The sequence below is a fragment of the Geodermatophilus sp. SYSU D00684 genome (genome assembly GCF_054050455.1).
In genome coordinates, this window is the sequence record NZ_JBJGZI010000011.1 from 1 (window position 1) to 17,976 (window position 17,976).

General features: G+C 76.5%; 16 protein-coding genes. 9 read left to right on the forward strand and 7 right to left on the reverse strand.

Annotated features, from left to right (window positions below; translation table 11 throughout):
• Nucleotides 1-68: 68 nt before the first annotated feature.
• Nucleotides 69-2,138, reverse strand: coding sequence for an LCP family protein (locus ACI79L_RS09570; protein ID WP_456936563.1), 2,070 nt, complete (start codon nt 2,136-2,138; stop codon nt 69-71).
• Nucleotides 2,139-2,321: 183 nt separating this feature from the next.
• Between ACI79L_RS09570 and ACI79L_RS09575 the strand changes: the two genes are divergently transcribed.
• On the forward strand, nt 2,322-3,281 hold the full coding sequence (locus ACI79L_RS09575; RefSeq protein WP_456936564.1) for a hypothetical protein: 960 nt from the start codon (nt 2,322-2,324) through the stop codon (nt 3,279-3,281).
• 29 nt (nt 3,282-3,310) lie between these two features.
• On the opposite strand, the gene ACI79L_RS09580 is transcribed toward ACI79L_RS09575, so the two are convergent.
• Nucleotides 3,311-3,733, reverse strand: a complete 423-nt coding sequence (locus ACI79L_RS09580; RefSeq protein WP_456936705.1) for a DUF2795 domain-containing protein — start codon at nt 3,731-3,733, stop codon at nt 3,311-3,313.
• Between the two features lie 31 nt (nt 3,734-3,764).
• Nucleotides 3,765-3,974, reverse strand: coding sequence for a DUF2945 domain-containing protein (locus ACI79L_RS09585; protein WP_456936565.1), 210 nt, complete (start codon nt 3,972-3,974; stop codon nt 3,765-3,767).
• Nucleotides 3,975-4,285: 311 nt separating this feature from the next.
• Between ACI79L_RS09585 and ACI79L_RS09590 the strand changes: the two genes are divergently transcribed.
• The 6 genes from ACI79L_RS09590 to cysD all read left to right on the forward strand — a co-directional run bounded on the left by ACI79L_RS09590 (nt 4,286) and on the right by cysD (nt 9,971).
• Nucleotides 4,286-5,101, forward strand: a complete 816-nt coding sequence (locus tag ACI79L_RS09590; protein WP_456936566.1) for a siderophore-interacting protein — start codon at nt 4,286-4,288, stop codon at nt 5,099-5,101.
• 106 nt (nt 5,102-5,207) lie between these two features.
• The gene (locus ACI79L_RS09595) at nt 5,208-5,936 is read left to right on the forward strand and encodes a response regulator transcription factor (RefSeq protein WP_456936567.1); all 729 of its coding nucleotides are present in this window, start codon (nt 5,208-5,210) and stop codon (nt 5,934-5,936) included.
• Nucleotides 5,937-5,995: 59 nt separating this feature from the next.
• Entirely contained in the window at nt 5,996-7,582 is a 1,587-nt protein-coding gene (locus ACI79L_RS09600; RefSeq protein WP_456936568.1) for a sensor histidine kinase, read from the forward strand.
• Nucleotides 7,572-8,285 carry a PaaI family thioesterase gene (locus tag ACI79L_RS09605; protein WP_456936569.1) on the forward strand — a complete coding sequence of 238 codons (714 nt, stop codon included), beginning with the start codon at nt 7,572-7,574 and terminating at the stop codon, nt 8,283-8,285. Before ACI79L_RS09600 ends, ACI79L_RS09605 begins: the two co-directional genes overlap by 11 nt.
• Nucleotides 8,282-9,007: an inositol monophosphatase family protein gene (locus tag ACI79L_RS09610; RefSeq protein WP_456936570.1), complete on the forward strand. Its 726-nt coding sequence runs from the start codon at nt 8,282-8,284 to the stop codon at nt 9,005-9,007. Before ACI79L_RS09605 ends, ACI79L_RS09610 begins: the two co-directional genes overlap by 4 nt.
• A gap of 55 nt (nt 9,008-9,062) precedes the next feature.
• A complete protein-coding gene (cysD, locus tag ACI79L_RS09615) occupies nt 9,063-9,971 on the forward strand; it encodes a sulfate adenylyltransferase subunit CysD (protein WP_456936571.1) in 909 nt (302 codons plus the stop codon).
• Here the strand turns inward: cysD and ACI79L_RS09620 are convergent.
• Nucleotides 9,925-10,152: a hypothetical protein gene (locus tag ACI79L_RS09620; protein WP_456936572.1), complete on the reverse strand. Its 228-nt coding sequence runs from the start codon at nt 10,150-10,152 to the stop codon at nt 9,925-9,927. The genes cysD and ACI79L_RS09620 overlap by 47 nt on opposite strands.
• Nucleotides 10,153-10,243: 91 nt before the next feature.
• Between ACI79L_RS09620 and ACI79L_RS09625 the strand changes: the two genes are divergently transcribed.
• On the forward strand, nt 10,244-11,557 hold the full coding sequence (locus tag ACI79L_RS09625) for a sulfate adenylyltransferase subunit 1 (protein ID WP_456936573.1): 1,314 nt from the start codon (nt 10,244-10,246) through the stop codon (nt 11,555-11,557).
• A gap of 10 nt (nt 11,558-11,567) precedes the next feature.
• On the opposite strand, the gene ACI79L_RS09630 is transcribed toward ACI79L_RS09625, so the two are convergent.
• Nucleotides 11,568-12,932, reverse strand: coding sequence for a cytochrome P450 (locus tag ACI79L_RS09630; RefSeq protein WP_456936574.1), 1,365 nt, complete (start codon nt 12,930-12,932; stop codon nt 11,568-11,570).
• A gap of 45 nt (nt 12,933-12,977) precedes the next feature.
• Entirely contained in the window at nt 12,978-13,151 is a 174-nt protein-coding gene (locus tag ACI79L_RS09635; RefSeq protein WP_456936575.1) for a hypothetical protein, read from the reverse strand.
• 205 nt (nt 13,152-13,356) lie between these two features.
• Between ACI79L_RS09635 and ACI79L_RS09640 the strand changes: the two genes are divergently transcribed.
• Entirely contained in the window at nt 13,357-13,755 is a 399-nt protein-coding gene (locus ACI79L_RS09640) for a hypothetical protein (RefSeq protein ID WP_456936576.1), read from the forward strand.
• On the opposite strand, the gene hrpA is transcribed toward ACI79L_RS09640, so the two are convergent.
• Nucleotides 13,752-17,702 (reverse strand): ATP-dependent RNA helicase HrpA, encoded by a 3,951-nt coding sequence (hrpA, locus tag ACI79L_RS09645; protein ID WP_456936577.1) that lies wholly within the window; start codon nt 17,700-17,702, stop codon nt 13,752-13,754. The genes ACI79L_RS09640 and hrpA overlap by 4 nt on opposite strands.
• Nucleotides 17,703-17,976 lie beyond the last annotated feature (274 nt).

Here is a 17,976-nt window from a genome sequence, read left to right on the forward strand (position 1 = left end):
GCTCTGCCCCGTGGGACGGGGCAGAGCACGAGCGGCTGGGCGGGGCCCCACCCGGCGGGGCGCCTCGGTCAGCAGCTGACGGGCGTGGCAGGAGCAGCCGTGGAGGAGGGCGCCGCCGGGGTCTCGGGAGCCGGAGGCGCGGCGGCCACGGCCGGGGCGGGGGCGGGGGGCACCTGCACCGGGACGACGCCGGTGTAGCCGGGGCCGAGGACCAGCTGCACGGTGTCGCCGATGGCGTCGCTGGGCTGCAGGACGGCGCCGGGGACGGCGGCGGCCACGGTGCGCGCCTGCTCGACCACCCCTGGGCCATGCCGGACGACGGTCTGGTTGACCGTGCCGCGCTCGTTGCCGACCTGGCCCACGGTGAAGCCCTGCTGGCGCAGCAGGTCGCCGACGGTCGAGGCCAGCCCGGTGGTGGCGGTGCCGTTGAGGACGTCGACGGTGACGGCGGCCGGCGCCACGGTGAGCGGCTGGGCGGCCGGGCTGGCGGGCGGCTGCTCGGGCGCGGTGGCGGCGGCGGGATCGGCGGCGGGGTCGGCCGCCGGGGTCTCCGCCGCGGCCGGGTCCGCCGGAGCGGTGGCCGCCGCGGCGACCGGGGTGGCCAGCTCGGCGGGCACGGTGCTGTCCTCGATGACGTCGTCGAACAGCGTGCGGGTGGCCGGGCCGTTGAGCAGCACGTAGGCCTGATCGCTGCCGGCCGGCACGTAGCCGACCTGCGCCACCGGCAGGCTCGCCCGCTGGACCGCGTCGCCCTCGAGGTCGCCCAGCGCCGAGGCCAGCGTGCGGAGGTCGCCGAGCGTCGTCTGCTCGTCGACGGTGAGCGCGTCGGCGGACCGGGTGAGGAAGCGGGTGAGGTCGTAGGTGTTGGCCAGCGTCCCGACGGTCATCGCCGAGCGGAGCGTGGCCGACAGCAGCAGCTGGGTGCGCTCGGCGGCGGCGACCCCGGTGACGTCGGAGCCCGCGTCGCCGGGCGCGAGGTAGCGGCCGACCTGCGCCCCGGTCAGCTCCGACGTGCCGGCCGGCAGCGGCGCGGCCGAGGCGGCGTCGGCAGGACCGGCGGTGGGCAGGCAGACGCTGACCCCGCCGACGGCGTCGACCATCGCCGGGAGGCGGCCGAGGTCGACGGCGAGGTAGTGGTCGACGCGCAGCCCGGACAGCTGCTGCACCGCGCGGACCATGCACGAGGGCCCGCCGGCCAGCAGCGACGCGGCGAACGCCTCGGAGACGGGCTCGCGGGCGGCGCCGTCGTCGGTCCGGCAGGCGGGGGTGTCGACCCACGCCGTCGGCGGCACGCTCACCAGGACCGCGCGCTGCTCGTCCGCGGCGACGTGCACGAGCAGCGTGGTGACCGAGGCCGGCCCGTCGGTGCCGGGGAGGTCGGTGCCGACGACGAGGTAGGTGGTCGACCCGTCCTGCAGCTGCGGGGCGATGACCTCAGGTCCCTCGGGGGCGAGGGCGGCGACGCGGGCGATGCTGCGGTCGACGTAGGCGTACAGGCCGGCGTGGTAGCCGACCACGAGGCCGAGCAGCACGCCGAGGACCACGGCGGCGCGGACCAGCCGGCGGCGGCCGGGGCTGCGCGGCGGGCGGGGCGCCACGGGCCGGCGGGTGCTGCCGGCCCCGGACATCGCCGGGCCGTCGAGGCCGGGGATCGGCGGGTGCGCGGGACGGCCGGGCAGCGGCGGCACCGGGCGGGAGTACTGCACGCCCACGGGTGGCGTGCCGGGCAGCGGCGGCACCGGGCGCGAGTACTGCACGCCGGCCGGCGGGACCGCGGTGGGGCGCGGGACGCCCGCCGGCGGGGTGCCGGGCAGCGGCGGCACCGGGCGGGAGTGCTGGACGCCGACCGGCGCGGCGGGGACCGGCGGCAGCCCGCGGCGGGGCTCCTCGGCCGCCGGGGAGGCAGCGGGCGGCGGCGCGGCGGCGGTGCCGGGCACGGGCGGCTTCGGCCCGCGGTGCGGGGGCAGCGACTCGCCGGGCTCCAGCGGGATGGGCACCTCACCGGTGCGGCGCGCGGCGCGGCGGCCGGTGGCGCCCCCCTGGCGGGCGAGCAACTGCTCGACGGTCACCGGACCGGGCGCGTCGCCGCCCTCGGCCAGGTCGTCCCCCCGCTCGTCCCGCACCGCTGTCGATCCCATCGTCGTGGTCCGTGCCGTTGCACACCGCACGCGCGGCAGTACTCAACGATACGGGCGGAAGGCCCCCTCGACCGGTTGCGCGCGGCGTGACCCGCCGGGCGGGTCGCGTATCCGCAGGCCACGAACGAGGGAGGGGTGGTCGGCGGACGGGCGGGGTCCGGCGCTCGGACGTAGCGTCGGCACGTGCGGCTGCCCTCGATCCCCGGTCCCTCCGACGTCTTCACCGCCGTCGAGAGCCTGCGCGACGGCGTCGCCGAGGCGCTCGCCCTCGTACCCCGGGTGGCCGCGGCGGTCGGGCGGCTCGAGGGGTTGCTGGACCGCGTCGACGCCGTCGTGGACCGCGCGGAGGGCCTGGTCGACCGGGTCGACGGCGCGGTGGCCGCCCTGGACTCGACGCGGCAGCGCGCCGACGGGCTGGTCGCCGGCGCCGGGTCGACGCTGCAGGCCGCCGACGCCGCGATCACCGCGGTCGGCGGGACGCAGCAGAAGGCCGACGCCGCCATCAGCGCCGTTCAGGGCACCCAGCGCCGCGCCGACGCCGCGATCGGCGCGGTCGAGCAGACCCAGTCCCGGGCCGACGCCGCGATCGGCGCCGTCGAGGGCACGCAGGTCCGCGCCGACCGCGCGATCGAGGCTGTCGAGGGCACCCAGCGGCGGGCCGACGACGCCATCGCGGCGGTGGGCAGCACCATCGAGCGGGCGCAGGACGCCGTCGGGCGGGCCGAGGGTGCGGTCGACCGCGCCGAGGGCACGCTGGGGCGGGCGGACGGCGCGGTCACCGCCGCCGAGGGGCTGGTCGGGCGGATCGACCCGCTGCTGGCCGGCTACGAGGAGCCGCTGACGCGGCTGGCGCCGTCGGTGCGACGGCTGGCCGAGACGCTCGACCCGCACGAGGTGGAGGCGCTGGTCCGGCTGGTCGACCGGCTGCCGGACCTGGTCACGCACCTCGACGAGACGATGCTGCCGGTGCTGGAGTCGCTGGGCGACGTCGGCACCGACGTCCACGACCTCGTCGACACCATGCAGGACATCCGCGAGGTGGTGAAGGGCTTCCCCGGCTCCCGGCTGTTCCGCCGGCGCGGCCGCGACGAGATCGCCGAGGACGAGAGCGCCGAGGGGGCCCAGGAGCGCACCGGCTCCTGAGCCCCCTCGGGTCCTGCTCGTCCCGCCGGTCAGGTCTCGGTCGGGTACCCCAGCGCGCGGGCGACGTCGCCGATCCGCTCGTAGGTCTCGCCCTCGGGCAGCCGGCGCAGCTCGTCGACCACCGCGTCGGTCGCCCGGTGGTCGAGCGCGGCCTCGACCAGCCCCGGGCCGTCGTTCGGGAAGTCGGCCCGCACCAGCCAGCGCGCCAGCTCCGCACGGGCGACCACGGCGTCCTCGGTCATCCCGACGGGGACGCCGCCGACCAGGGTGCCCGCGGGGTTCGCGGAGATGTCCGGCTCGCCCTCGGCGACCGGCTCGACCTCCCGGAACTCCTCGGCCCGGGTGGCCCGCTCGGCCTTCAGCATCCCCTGGATCTCGTGCTCGAGCTCCTCGTCGAGCCGCGGGTTGTGCTTGTTGCTGCGCGACGACACACCAGCGAACCCGTCGTCCATCTCGCTCACGATCGTCTCCCTGTCCCTGTGACTACTTCTCGTCGAGCGCGGAGGGCTTGTGCACCGCCGTCTTGCCGCTCTTGTCGCTCTTCACCTCGTACTGGGGGTCGTCCGAGCTGGCCTTCACCTTCCGACCGCCGGCCTCCGCCTCCCCCGTGATCTTCCGGGTGACGGTCCCCTCGACCGTGCTGCCGTGGCTGTTCCAGGTGACGTGGTCACCCTTCTCGAAGTCGTCGGCCATCGTCGGAGCCTCCACGTCGTCGGGTCGTCCCTCCCCCGTGCCCGGCGTCCGGAGCGCACACACATCGGCACGCGCAGCGACGCAGATCACCCTCCGGAGCGTCGGCGTCACCCGCTCGTGCGGTGGCAGGACCGCCGCGCTCACGTAGCGTGTCCGGTGACGGGGACCGGAGGAGCGAACCTCCTGCTGAGAGTCGAGCAGCGGTGACGCTCGGTGAGGCGCCCGTCCTCGATCGCCGGCCCGGTCGACCCCATTCCCCCGGGGTCGGCCGGGTCGGCCCCGTTGCGGGCCCGGTCCCTACGCTCGCCGGCGTGACCGATCCCGCCGGCCCGCCTGCTCCCGCTGACGGGGACCACCTGCCGGGCAGCCCCCGCCCCGTCGACGTCCTCACCGTCGTCTCCGTCACCGACGTCACCCCGTCGGTGCGCCGGGTCGTGCTCTCGGGGACCCCGGACGCCGTCGCCGCGGCCGGGCCCACGGTCAACCTGCTGGTGCCCCGCGTGGGGGACCCGGAGCCGCGGTGGCCGGCGGTCGCCCGGGACGGCCGGGTCGTGTGGCCGGCCGGGGCGCACGGCATCAGCCTGCGCAGCTACACCGCCCGCCGCCAGGACCCCGCCCGCGGCGAGGTGGAGATCGACTTCGTGCTGCACGGCGACGGCCCGGCCGCCGCCTGGGCGGGTGCGGCGGCCCCCGGCGCCCTGCTGGGCGTGGCCGGCAGCGGCCCGCTGGGCGACCGGCCGGCCGGCACGCTGCTCCTCGCCGGCGACGAGACGGCGCTGCCGGCCATCAGCCGCATCCTGGCCGCGGCCGGCCCGGACACCGTCGGGACGGCGCTGCTCGAGGTCGCCGGGCCGGAGGAGGAGCAGCCGCTCGCCGCGCCGGCCGGCGTCGAGGTCCGCTGGCTGCACCGCGGCGGGACGCCGCCCGGTGGGAGCACCCTGCTCGCCGACGCCGTGGCCGCGACGGAGCGCCCGGCCGGCGACGACGTCTTCGCGTGGGTGGCCGCCGAGTCGGCCGCCGTCCGGGCGGTGCGCGCCGACCTGCGCGGCCGCTGGGGGCTCAGCCGCGCCCAGCACCACGCGATCGGCTACTGGCGGCGCGGCCGCGCGATGGCGCCCGCCGGCTAGCGGGGCCACCCCCAGGGAACTCACAGGTAGCGTCCAGGGGGACGGCAGTTCCGCGGCACAGCCTCGGGGCATGACGACAGCAGCCAGGCGTCCGACGGGAGTTGTCGTGACGGGAGCCCGCACCGCTCGACCCGCCGCCCCGGAGGCGCGCCTCCTGGTGGTCGACGACGAGCCCAACATCCGCGAGCTGCTCTCGGCCAGCCTGCGCTACGCCGGGTTCGAGGTGGCGACGGCGTCCGACGGCCAGCAGGCGCTCGCCCTGGCCTCGACGTTCCGCCCCGACCTGCTGGTCCTCGACGTGATGATGCCGGGCCTGGACGGCTTCGGCGTCGTCCGCCGGCTGCGGGAGAGCGGGCGGCACACGCCGGTGCTGTTCCTCACCGCGCGGGACGCGGCCGAGGACAAGGTCTCCGGGCTGACCCTCGGCGGCGACGACTACGTGACCAAGCCGTTCAGCCTCGACGAGGTGCTCGCCCGCATCCGGGCGGTGCTGCGCCGCAGCGCCGGCCAGCAGCGCGCCGTCGAGACCAGCCGGCTCACCTTCGCCGACATCGAGCTCGACGAGGAGTCGCACGAGGTGGTCAAGGCCGGCCAGGTGGTGAGCCTGTCGCCCACCGAGTTCAAGCTGCTCCGCTACCTCATGGCCAACGCCGGGCGGGTGCTGTCGAAGGCGCAGATCCTGGACCACGTGTGGAACTACGACTTCAACGGCGAGGCCAACGTCGTCGAGTCCTACATCTCCTACCTGCGGCGCAAGGTGGACACCACCGAGCCGCGCCTGCTGCACACCATCCGCGGGGTGGGCTACACCCTGCGCCTGCCCCGCGGCGCGTGAGCACTCCCCCGGGTCCTCCTCCCGGAGCGGCGCTCCGCAGCGGCCCCCGCCTCCCGCGGGTGCCGCTGCGGATCACGCTCGTCGCGATGCTGCTGGTCCTGGTGACCCTCGCGCTGGTCGCCACCGGGGTGGCGGCGACGTCGCTGCTCAAGCGCTACCTGGTCGACCAGCTGGACCAGCAGCTGGAGAGCACGCTGCGCGAGACGGCCGCCTCGCAGGACTACCTCACCGACTGCCTGTTCGGCAGCCGCCAGCGCTACCTCGCCCCGGGCAACTACCTGGCGTGCGTGGTGCCCGGGGACGAGGAGCCGGTGGTGCTCTCCGGCCCGGACGACGAGGACGACCTGCCCGCCCTCGACTCCGACGACGTCGCCGCGATCGCGGCCCGGGCCGCGGCACCCGGCGGACCGCCCCAGGACGGCGGCCCGGGCCGGTCGCTGGCGGAGACGGTGGCCTCCGGCGACGGCGACACCTCCTGGCGGGTCACCGCCGCGGAGCTGCCCGGCGGGCTGGTGCTCGTCGTCGGCGGGGACCTCGACCGCGACGACCGGGTGATCGCGCGGCTGGTGGCCATCGAGGTCGTCGTCGGCCTGGTGGTGCTGGGCGCCCTGGGCGTGGCCGGGTACTGGCTGGTGCGCAGCAGCCTGCGCCCGCTCGCCGAGGTGGAGCGCACCGCGCAGGCGATCGCCGCCGGGGACCTCTCGCAGCGGGTGGCGCCGGGCGACAGCCGCACCGAGGTCGGCCGGCTGTCGCAGGCACTCAACGGCATGCTCGCCCGGATCGAGGACTCGTTCCGCGCCCAGCGGGCCTCCGAGGAGCAGGCCCGGGCGTCGGAGGAGCGGATGCGCCGGTTCGTCGCCGACGCCAGCCACGAGCTCCGGACGCCGCTGACCTCCATCCGCGGCTTCGCCGAGCTCTACCGGCAGGGCGCCGTCACCGACCCGGAGGAGACCGCCCGGCTGATGCAGCGCATCGAGAGCGAGGGCGGCCGGATGGGCATCCTGGTCGAGGACCTGCTGCAGCTGGCCCGGCTGGACATGCAGCGCCCGCTGTCGATCGCGCCGGTCGACCTGGCCGAGGTCGCCGGCGACGCCGTGCACGACGCGCGGGTCCTGCAGCCGGACCGGCCGGTCAGCCTGCACCTGGACGACTCCCTCACCGAGGTGCCGGTGGTCCTCGGCGACGAGGCGCGGCTGCGCCAGGTGGTCGGGAACCTGGTGACCAACGCGCTGGTGCACACGCCGGAGACCGCCCGGGTGACCGTCTCGATCGGCGAGGACACCAGCGGCGGCGGGGACGTGGTGGTGCTGCGGGTGGCCGACGAGGGCCCGGGCATGGCGCCCGAGGACGCCGCCCGGGTGTTCGAGCGCTTCTACCGGGCCGACGCCTCGCGCAGCCGCGCCGCCGGCGGCACCGGGCTGGGCCTGTCGATCGTGGCCTCGCTGGTCGCCGCGCACGGCGGGGAGGTCTCCCTGGACACCGCCCCCGGCCGCGGCGCGGCCTTCACCGCGCGGCTGCCCCGCTCCGGCCCCGAGGTGCCCGGCGTCCCGGGCGGCGCGCCCGGCGCGGCGCCCGGGCCCGCGCCCGCCGGTCCCCCCGACCGGCCCGCCGAACCCGCGGGGCTACCGTCCGCCGGTGACCACTGACAGCGGAGGAGCTCCCTACGACGCCGCGCTGATGGCCGCGGTCGCCGACCTGGGCGACGCCCTGCGCGGCCTGGTCGACGCCTCGGTGCGCACCGCCGTCCCCGCCGCGGACCTGCAGGAGGTCGCCGCGGCGGTGCGGGCCGCCACCGGCCGGCTGACCGCCGCGGTCCGCCCGCCGGGGCAGCTGCCGGCGCTGGACGACCCGGTGCGGTTCCGGCGCGTCTACAACCCGGTGGCCGGGGTCGGCAGCGCCTTCGCCCCGCCGCTGCGGCTGCGCGAGGAGCCCGGCGGCGTCGTCGGCGAGGTGTCCTTCGGCCTGGCCTACGAGGGGCCGCCCGGCTTCCTGCACGGCGGGATGAGCGGCCTGGTGATGGACCAGGTGCTGGGCGCCGCCACCATCCGCGCGGGCCTGTGGGGCATGACCGCCCGGCTGGAGCTGGACTACCGGCGGCCGGTGCCGCTGGACACCCCCGTCGTCTGCCGCGGCCGGGTGACCGAGGCCGGCGGGCGCAAGTCGGTCGTCACCGGCACCATCGCGCTCGCCGAGTCGCCCGACCGGCCGCTGGTCGAGGCGCGGGCGGTGTTCGTGCTGCCGCGCGAGGACCTGCGCGCCGAGTACTTCGCGCGGGTCACCGACGCCTCCGGCCGGCACGCCCCGCCCTCCCGCCCCACCGACGCCACCGCTCCCGGAGGTGCCGAGTGAGGGACGTCGAGGTCGCCGCGGCCACCGCACGGGCCGCCGCGGACGCGCTGACCGGCCTGCGCACCGGCGGGCTGAGCGGCCGCGCCCTCGGCGACGCCGGCGACGCCGCGGCCCAGCGGGCGATCACCGCCGTCCTCGCCGCCGAGCGCCCCGACGACGTCGTCTTCAGCGAGGAGGCGGCCGACGACCGCAGCCGGCTGGAGGCCGGGCGGGTGTGGATCGTCGACCCGCTGGACGGCACTCGCGAGTACGGCGAGACGGAGCGGTCCGACTTCGCCGTCCACGTGGCTCTGTGGGTCCGCGGGGCGCTGGCCGCCGGCGCCGTCGCGCTGCCCGCCGTCGGGGAGGTGCTGGTGACCGACCCGGCGCCGGCCCTGCCGCCGCCGGTGACCCGCCCGCCGCGGATCGCGGTGAGCCGGACGCGGCCGCCGGCGCAGGCCGACGCGGCCGCCGCGGCGGTCGGCGGCGAGCTGGTGCCGCTGGGCTCGGCCGGGTTCAAGGTGACCGCGGTGGTCCGCGGCGAGGTCGACGCCTACGTGCACGCCGGCGGGATGTACCAGTGGGACTCGGCGGCGCCGGTCGCCGTCGCGCTGGCCGCGGGGCTGACCGCGGTCCGGCTGGACGGGTCGCCGCTGCGCTACAACCAGCCCGACCCCTCGCTGCCCGACCTGCTGGTGTGCCGCCCCGAGCTGGCCGCGGACCTCCTGGCCGCCGTGCGCTGAGCGCCGGGCGAGGGGCCGGGCCGGGGGGCTCGACCCGGTGACGGACACTGGTGGGGTGACGACCCCCGACTACCGGCTCACCCAGCTGGAGACGCTCGAGGCCGAGTCGATCCACGTCATCCGGGAGGTGGCCGCCGAGCTCGAGCGGCCGGTGCTGCTGTTCTCCGGCGGCAAGGACTCCATCGTCATGCTGGAGCTGGCCCGCAAGGCGTTCGCGCCGGCGCGCATCCCGTTCCCGGTGATGCACGTCGACACCGGCCTGAACTTCCCCGACGTCCTCGAGTTCCGGGACAAGCGGGTGGCCGAGCTGGGCGTGGAGCTCGTCGTCGCCTCGGTGCCCGACGCGATGGCCCGCGGCCTGGTCCGCGAGGAGCCCAACGGCTCGCGCAACCGGATCCAGACGCCGGTGCTGCTCGAGGCGGTGGAGGAGCACGGCTTCACCGCGCTGTTCGGCGGCGCCCGGCGCGACGAGGACAAGGCGCGGGCCAAGGAGCGGGTGTTCTCCTTCCGCGACGAGTTCGGCCAGTGGGACCCGAAGAACCAGCGGCCGGAGCTGTGGGACCTCTACAACGGGCGCATCCACCTGGGCGAGTCGATCCGGGTGTTCCCGCTGTCGAACTGGACCGAGCTCGACATCTGGCAGTACATCGCCCGCGAGGGCATCGAGATCCCGCCGCTGTACCTCGCGCAGGAGCGGGAGGTCGTGGAGCGGCAGGGGATGCTCTACGCGGTCAACGAGTTCGTGCGCCCGCGCGAGGGCGAGCGGGTGTCCCGCGAGACGGTGCGCTACCGGACCGTCGGCGACGCCAACCTGACCGCGGCGGTGCGCTCCGAGGCCCGCACGGTGGAGGAGGTCATCGCCGAGATCGCGGTGACCCGGATGACCGAGCGCGGCGCCACCCGCGGCGACGACAAGGTCAGCGACGCGGCGATGGAGGACCGGAAGAAGGAGGGCTACTTCTAGCGCGACGCCGGCGGCGGTAGCGGAGCAGGGCGGCGACGGTGACGGCGAGCAGCAGCAGTCCCGCCGGCCAGGCCACCGCCTCGGGCGCCGCCATCCCGAGCGCCTCCGCGACGACGTAGCCGAGCGCGTACCCCGCGACGACGACCAGCAGCACCGGGACGAGGAACACGAAGCCGCCCACGCACCGCTCCTCCCCGCAGGGCCGGGTGGTCCCGCTCACACCAGCGTCCCCGATCGCGGGCCCCCGTGCCGCGGCTGGGACGATGGGGGCCATGTCCGAGCAGTCCGCGGTCGACGTCCACTCCCCCGCCGCCGAGCAGGCGGCCGAGATCGCGACGGCGCGCAAGGACATCCTCCGCATCGCCACCGCCGGATCGGTCGACGACGGCAAGAGCACCCTGATCGGCCGGCTGCTCTACGACAGCAAGGCCGTGTTCGAGGACCAGTACGCGGCCATCGAGCGGGCCAGCAAGGGCGACTACGTCGACCTCGCGCTGCTCACCGACGGCCTGCGCGCCGAGCGCGAGCAGGGCATCACCATCGACGTCGCCTACCGGTACTTCGCCACCCCGCGGCGGACGTTCATCCTGGCCGACACCCCCGGCCACGTGCAGTACACGCGGAACATGGTCACCGGCGCCTCGACGGCGGACCTGGCGATCGTGCTGGTCGACGCGCGCAAGGGCCTGGTCGAGCAGAGCCGCCGGCACGCCTTCCTCGCCTCGCTGCTGCGGGTGCCGCACCTGGTCGTCGCGGTGAACAAGATGGACCTCGTCGACTGGTCCGAGGACGTCTACGAGGGCATCCGCGACGAGTTCACCGCGTTCGCGACGAAGCTGTCGATCCACGACCTCACCGTCGTCCCGATCTCGGCGCTGCACGGCGACAACGTGGTGACCCGGTCGGAGAACACGCCCTGGTACGGCGGGCCCTCGCTGCTGCACCACCTCGAGCACGTGCACGTCGCCGGTGACCGCAACCTCGTCGACACCCGCTTCCCGGTGCAGTACGTCGTCCGGCCGCAGTCCGACGCCTTCCACGACTACCGCGGCTACGCCGGCACCGTGGCCAGCGGCGTGCTCCGCCCCGGCGACGAGGTGCAGGTGCTGCCCGGCGGCCTGACCACCACGATCGCGGGCATCGACGGCCCGCGCGGCCCGGTCGCCGAGGCCTTCCCGCCCATGGCGGTGACCGTGCGCCTGACCGACGACGTCGACGTCTCCCGCGGCGACCTGATCTGCCGGCCGGGCAACGTGCCGCCGGTGACGCAGGACCTCGACGCGCTGGTGTGCTGGATGGCCGAGGAGCCGCTGCGGCCGCGGCAGCGGCTGGCGGTCAAGCACACGACCCGCTCGGTGCGCGCGGTGGTCAAGGAGCTGACCTACCGGCTCGACGTCAACACGCTGCACCGCGACCTCGAGGCCACCGAGCTCGGCCTCAACGACATCGGCCGGGTCAGGCTGCGCACCACCCAGCCGCTGTTCGTCGACGACTACAACAGCAACCGGGTCACCGGCCGGTTCATCCTCGTCGACGAGGCCACCAACGCCACCGTCGGCGCCGGGATGCTCCCGCCCCACCGCTGACGGAGGGTCCTCACCCCAGCCGCACCGGGAGGACCTCGAAGCCGCGCAGCGTCTGCAGGTCGCGGCGGACGGGACGGCCGGCCACCCGCAGCCGCGGGAAGCGCTCGGTGAGCGTCCGCAGCCCGACGACGCCCTCCAGCCGGGCCAGCCCGGCGCCCAGGCAGTAGTGGACGCCGCCGGAGAAGGCCAGGTGCTCGCGGGCGTTGGGCCGGGTGACGTCGAAGCGGGCGGGGTCGGCGAACACCGCCGGGTCCCGGTTGGCCGCGCCGAGCAGCAGGGTCACCCGCGTGCCGGCCGGCAGGGGCACCCCGGCGACCTCGGTGTCGCGGGTGGTGCTGCGGCCGGTGAGCTGGACCGGGCTGTCGTGGCGCAGGACCTCCTCCACCGCGCCGTCCCAGCCCGCCGGGTCCTCCCGGAGGGCGTCCCACTGGTCGCGGTGGGCGTCGAGCAGCACGACGGCGTTGCCGAGCAGGTTGACCGTGGTCTCGAACCCGGCGCCGAGCAGCAGCATCACCGTGGCGTGCAGCTCCCGCTCGGAGAGCGCCTCGTCGTCGGGGAGGGTCACCAGCCGGCTGACCAGGTCCTCGCCCGGGTCGGCCCGGAGCCGCGCGAAGTGCCCGCGGAGGAAGGCGTGCATGGCGCGCAGCCCGCGCTCGGCGGCCAGGTAGCGGCGCAGCGGCAGGCCGGGGTCGAGGGTGGCGGCCGCGGCGGCGCCCCAGCGCAGGAAGTCCCCGCGGCGGTCGGCAGGGACGGCGAGCAGGTCGGCGATGACCAGCACCGGCAGCTGCGCGGCGTAGGCGTCGACCAGGTCCACGACGTCGCCGCGGCCGGCCAGCCGGTCCAGCAGCGCCTCGGCGGTGCGCCGCACCATCGGCTCGGAGGCCAGCGTGGCGCGCGGGGTGAACGCGCGGCTGACCAGCCGGCGGAAGCGGGTGTGGTCGGGCGGGTCGGTGACCAGCATGGACGGCGGCTCGGCCACGCCGGTGGCGTCGAGCTCGTCGCCGAAGCGCAGCGCCCACCGGACGAGGGCCGGCGCCCGGGACCGGTCCCAGCCCACGCCGGCGGCGTCCGAGCGCAGCACCGCGGTGGTGACGGCGTGCGAGGCGGTGACCGGGCCCAGCGCGCCGCCGGACAGCGGGCCGCGGGCGCGCAGCCGGTCGTAGAGGGCGTAGGGGTCCTCGCGGGCCGCCGGGTCGCGCAGCAGCCGGCCGACCGGGTCGCCCCGGCGGGCGGCGCGCGCGAGGTACAGGGCCGGGAGGCCGTGGCCCAGCGCGTAGCGGGTGGCCGTGCGGGCCGGGCGCAGCAGGCGCGCCGTCGCGGACGGGGTCGCGGGGTCGGCGGCGGTCCGGTCCGGCCGCCGGGACGTCGTCGTCACAGCACCTCCCGCCCGGCGGGCGCCGGGCGAGAGGAGTGTGTCAGCTCAGGACTCGGTGTCCGGGGGCGCGGGCGTCTGGCTCGCGTCGCCGTCCCAGTCCTTGCCGGCCTTGTAGGCGTGCCCGGAGGCGCTGTCGGTCTGGTCGGCGACGGTCTGCGCCATCTCCTCGTCGGACAGGCCCTCGCCCGCGGCCTCGGTGTGGCTGGTGGGCTCGCTCATCCCATCTCCTCCGTCGAACGGCTTCGGTCCCTCCAGCCCTCCCCGGCGCGCCCCGTGGTCAAACTCGGGCCCCGGTCACCCGCCGAGGACGGGCCGGACGCGCCTGCCGCCGTCGGAGCGCAACTCCCCTTGCACGCAACGCCCGTTCCCTACGATCGGGCACGACCGGTCGCGGGCGCGGCCCGCCCGACTGCGAGGAGGCCCCGTGACCACAGGACCGTGGGTGAGCGCCCCGCCGGCACCCGGGGACGACGCGGTCGCGGCCCTGGAGCAGCTGGTGCGGGAGATCGACCGGTGCGCGGCCGAGCTGCAGGACGCCCGGACCCGCGCCGAGCAGCTGCTGTCCCAGCGCCGCTCGGGGGACAGCTGGCTCGACATCGTCACCGAGGAGTCCCGCCCGCTGGTCGTCGAGCGGATCACCACCGTCCTCGGCGCCCTGGCCGGCGCCGGGTCGACGTGGCGGCGCGCGCAGGCCCGCGCGCTGCAGGCCGAGCACGTGAGCATCAACCGGATCGCCGGGATGTTCGGCGTCACCCGCCAGCGCATCTCGGCCCTGCTGCGGGACCAGCCCGGCCCCGCCGGCCGGGACGGCGCGACGGCCTAGGCGCCCAGGGCGTCGATGGCCTTGTAGACGCGCTGCTCGGAGATCGGCCGGGGCGTGCCGAGCTGCTGGGCGAACAGGCCCACGCGCAGCTCCTCGATCATCCACCGGATGCGGGTGACCGGGTCGTCGGGGGCGCCGGTGGGCGGCACCTCGCGGCGCAGCTGCTCGTACTCGGCGGTGACCGCGGCGACCTGCTCCGCCCAGAGCGCGTCGCGCACCGCGTTGGCCGGGAGCTTCTCCAGCCGCAGCGCCATGCCCTTGAGGTAGCGGACCAGGTCGGGCAGCCGCCGCCGGCCGGCGTCGGCCACGAAGCCGCGGTGCAGCAGCCCGGTCATCTGCCGGCGCAGGTCGGCGACCGCGGCCTGGGGCACCCGGCGCCCGGGCGCCGCGCCGATCGCGACGGCGACCTCGCGGGCCTGGCTCAGCACCGCCTCGACCCGCCGCACGGCGTCCTGGGTGAGCGGCAGCAGCTGCTGCTTGGCCGTCGTCACCAGGGCGGCGAAGGCGGCCTCGTCGCGGGGCGGCCCGCCGGCGGCGGCGACCAGCTCGTCGGCCGCGGCGTCCACGCAGTCGTCGACCAGCGCGGGGATCTCGCCGTCGGGGTTGAACTGCAGCGCCAGCCGGCTCTTCGGCGAGAGCCCCTTGACCACCTGCCGGGCGGGCGAGCCGGCCACGAGCACGAGCAGCCGCCGGGCGCCGCGCCAGGTCAGCCGCGTGGCCTCGGTCCCGGTGGCCACCACCCGGACGCCGACCGTCGTCCCCTCGTCGACCAGCGCCGGGTACGCGGTGACCACGTGCCCGCCGCGGCGGACCTCGACGGTGCGCGGCAGCTCGCCGATCGTCCAGGCGGTCAGCCCGGTGCGCTCCAGGTCCGAGGCGGCGCGGGCCAGGCTCGCCCGGCTGGCCGGCGCCACCTCGCGGCGCAACGCCTGCAGGTCCTTGCCGGTGGCCAGCGGCCGCTGCTTGTCGTCGAGCACGCGGAAGGTGGCGCGCAGGTGCGCCGGCACCTCGGCCGGGCGCCAGGCGTCCGGCGGGACGACGACGGCCGCGGCCCGGCGCAGCTCGCGCTCCAGGGCCGGCAGCAGCGGCTCGGTGGGGCCGATGTGCGGCAGCACCTCGCGGACCCGGTCGGGGATCGGCACCAGCGCCCGGCGCAGCTGCTTGGGCAGCGTCCGCAGCAGCGCCGTCACCAGCTCCTCGCGCAGGCCGGGCACGGTGAAGGCCAGCGACTCCCCCGACGTCCGCTCGGCGACCGTGTCGAGCACCGCGAGCGGCACGTCGACGGTGACGCCGTCCTCCGGCGCGCCGGGGGCGAAGGCGTAGGACAGCGGCAGGGTCAGTCCCTGCGTCAGCGGCACCTCGTCGGGGAAGTCCGCGGGGTCCACCTGCCCGGCCGCGGCCGCGTCGGTGAGCACCTCCGGCGTGAGGGTGAGCAGGTCCGGGGTCTCGCGGCGGGCCTGCTTCCACCAGCGGTCGAAGTGCCGGGTGGAGACGACGTCGGCGGGGATGCGGGCGTCGTAGAGCTCGAACAGCGTCTCGTCGTCGACCCGGATGTCCCGGCGGCGGGCCCGCTCCTCCAGCTCGGCGACCCGCTCGATGGCGCGCTGGTTGTCGGCCCAGAAACGGTGGTGCGTCGTCCACTCGCCCTGGACGAGGGCGTGCCGGATGAACAGCTCGCGGGAGACGACCGGGTCGATCGAGCCGTACTGCACCCGCCGGCCGACGACGAGCGGGATGCCGTGGAGGGTGACCCGCTCGGTGGCGACGACGGAGCCGCGCTTCGCGTCCCACCGGGGCTCGGAGTACTCGCGCCGGACCAGGTGGCCGGCCAGCCGCTCGACGTCGTCGGGGTCGACGCGGGCCACGGTGCGGGCGAACAGCCGGCTGGTCTCGACGAGCTCGGCGGCCACGACCCAGCGCGGCGGCTTCTTCGCCAGCGGGGTGCCGGGGGCGATGACGAACCGGGCGCCGCGGGCCCCGAGGTACTCGCGGCCGCCGCGCCGCCGGGATGCGTCCTTCCTCCCTGCGAGGTCCTCGACCTGGAGGCCGACCTGCGACAGCAGGCCGGCGAGCAGGGCGGTGGTGATGCCGCGCTCGTCGGGCTCGGCGGCGAGCGAGCCGGGGGTCATGCCCAGCCGGCGGGCGGTGCTGCGCAGCTGGCCGTGCAGGTCCTGCCACTCGCGGATGCGCAGGTAGTGGAGGAACTCGCGCTTGACCGTGCGGCGGAACGCGCTGCCCGACAGCGCCTCCTGCTGCTCGGTGAGGTACCGCCAGAGGTTGAGCAGGGTGAGGAAGTCGGAGTGCTCGTCGGCGAACCGGGCGTGCATCTGGTCGGCGGCCTGCTGGTGCTCGGTGGGCCGCTCCCGCGGGTCCTGGATGGTCAGGCCCGCGGCGACGACCAGCACCTCCTCGAGCACGCCGCGCCGGTCGGCCTCGACCACCATGCGGCCCAGCCGCGGGTCCAGCGGGAGCTGGGCGAGCGCCCGCCCGGTGTCGGTGAGCCGGCCGGCGTCGTCGAGGGCGCCGAGCTCCTCGAGCAGCGCCCGGCCGTCGGCGACGGCGCGCCGGTCCGGCGGGTCGACGAACGGGAAGTCCTCGACGGCGCCGAGGTCGAGCGCGGCCATCTGCAGCAGCACCGAGGCGAGGCTGGTGCGGAGGATCTCCGGGTCGGTGTACTCCGGCCGGGCGTCGAAGTCGTCCTCGGTGTACAGCCGGATCGCGACGCCCTCGGCGACGCGGCCGCAGCGGCCCGAGCGCTGGCGCGCCGAGGCCTGGCTGATCGGCTCGATCGGCAGCCGCTGCACCTTGGTGCGCGCGCTGTAGCGGGAGATGCGCGCGGTGCCGGGGTCGACGACGTAGCGGATGCCGGGCACGGTCAGCGACGTCTCGGCGACGTTGGTGGCCAGCACGACGCGGCGGCCGGTGTGCGGCTGGAAAACCCTGTGCTGGTCGGCGGCCGACAGCCGGGAGTAGAGCGGCAGCACCTCGACGCCGGGGAAGCGCTCGGCCAGGGCGTCGGCGGTGTCGCGGATCTCGCGCTCGCCGGCGAGGAAGACGAGGACGTCGCCCGGGCCCTCGTGCGCCAGCTCCTCGACGGCGTCGCCGATGGCGGTGACCTGGTCGCGGTCGGGATCGGCGTCCGGGTCGTCGGGGTCCACCACCGGCCGGTAGCGGACCTCCACCGGGTACGTGCGGCCGCTGACCTCGACGACGGGGACCTCGGCGCCGTCGACGGAGAAGTGCTTGGCGATCCGGTCGACGTCGATGGTGGCCGAGGTGATGACGACCTTGAGGTCGGGCCGGCGTGGCAGCAGCTGGGCGAGGTAGCCCAGCAGGAAGTCGATGTTGAGGCTGCGCTCGTGCGCCTCGTCGACGATGATGGTGTCGTACTGGCGCAGCAGCCGGTCGTGCGCGATCTCGGCCAGCAGCACGCCGTCGGTCATGAGCTTGACCAGCGTGCCGTCGCCGACCTGGTCGGTGAACCGCACCTTCCAGCCGACCGCCCCGCCCAGCGGCGTGCCGAGCTCCTCGGCGATCCGCTCCGCCACCGTGCGCGCGGCGATCCGCCGCGGCTGGGTGTGCCCGATCCGCCCGCGCACGCCCCGGCCGAGCTCGAGGGCGATCTTGGGCAGCTGGGTGGTCTTCCCCGAGCCGGTCTCCCCGGCGACGACGACCACCTGGTGCTCGCGCAGCGCGGCGGCGATGTCGTCGCGGCGGGCGCTGACCGGCAGCTGCTCGGGGTAGGTGATCGCGGGGACGGCGGCCCGGCGGCGGGCGATGCGCTCCTCCGCGGCGGCGACGTCGGGGGCGATCTTCTCGAGGGCCCGCTCGCGCGCGGCCTCGTCGCGGGTGCGGCGCAGGCCCTCGAGCCGCCGGCCGAGCCGGTGCTCGTCGTCGAGGGTCAGCGCGGCCAGCCGGGACCGGAGGTCCGCGAGGGTCGCGGTCACGGGCGCGCTCGACTTCCTTCCGGGGTGGGGGGACGGGGGGGCGACCGGGGCCACCGCCCCCAGGATCGCAGGTCCGGCCCGCGCCGCCGGACGTCCGGCGCTGCTGGGCCAGGGGGTGCAACGCGCGGGGGCGCCGCACCCTTCCCGCCCGAGGTGCACCAGCGGCACTCGCGGGTACCGGAGGAGGACCCGCTGTCGCTCACGTCATGATGCGTGCACGGCGCAACTGGTTGTGTGTAGCGCGCACACACTTGTACCGTGCACACATCCTCTC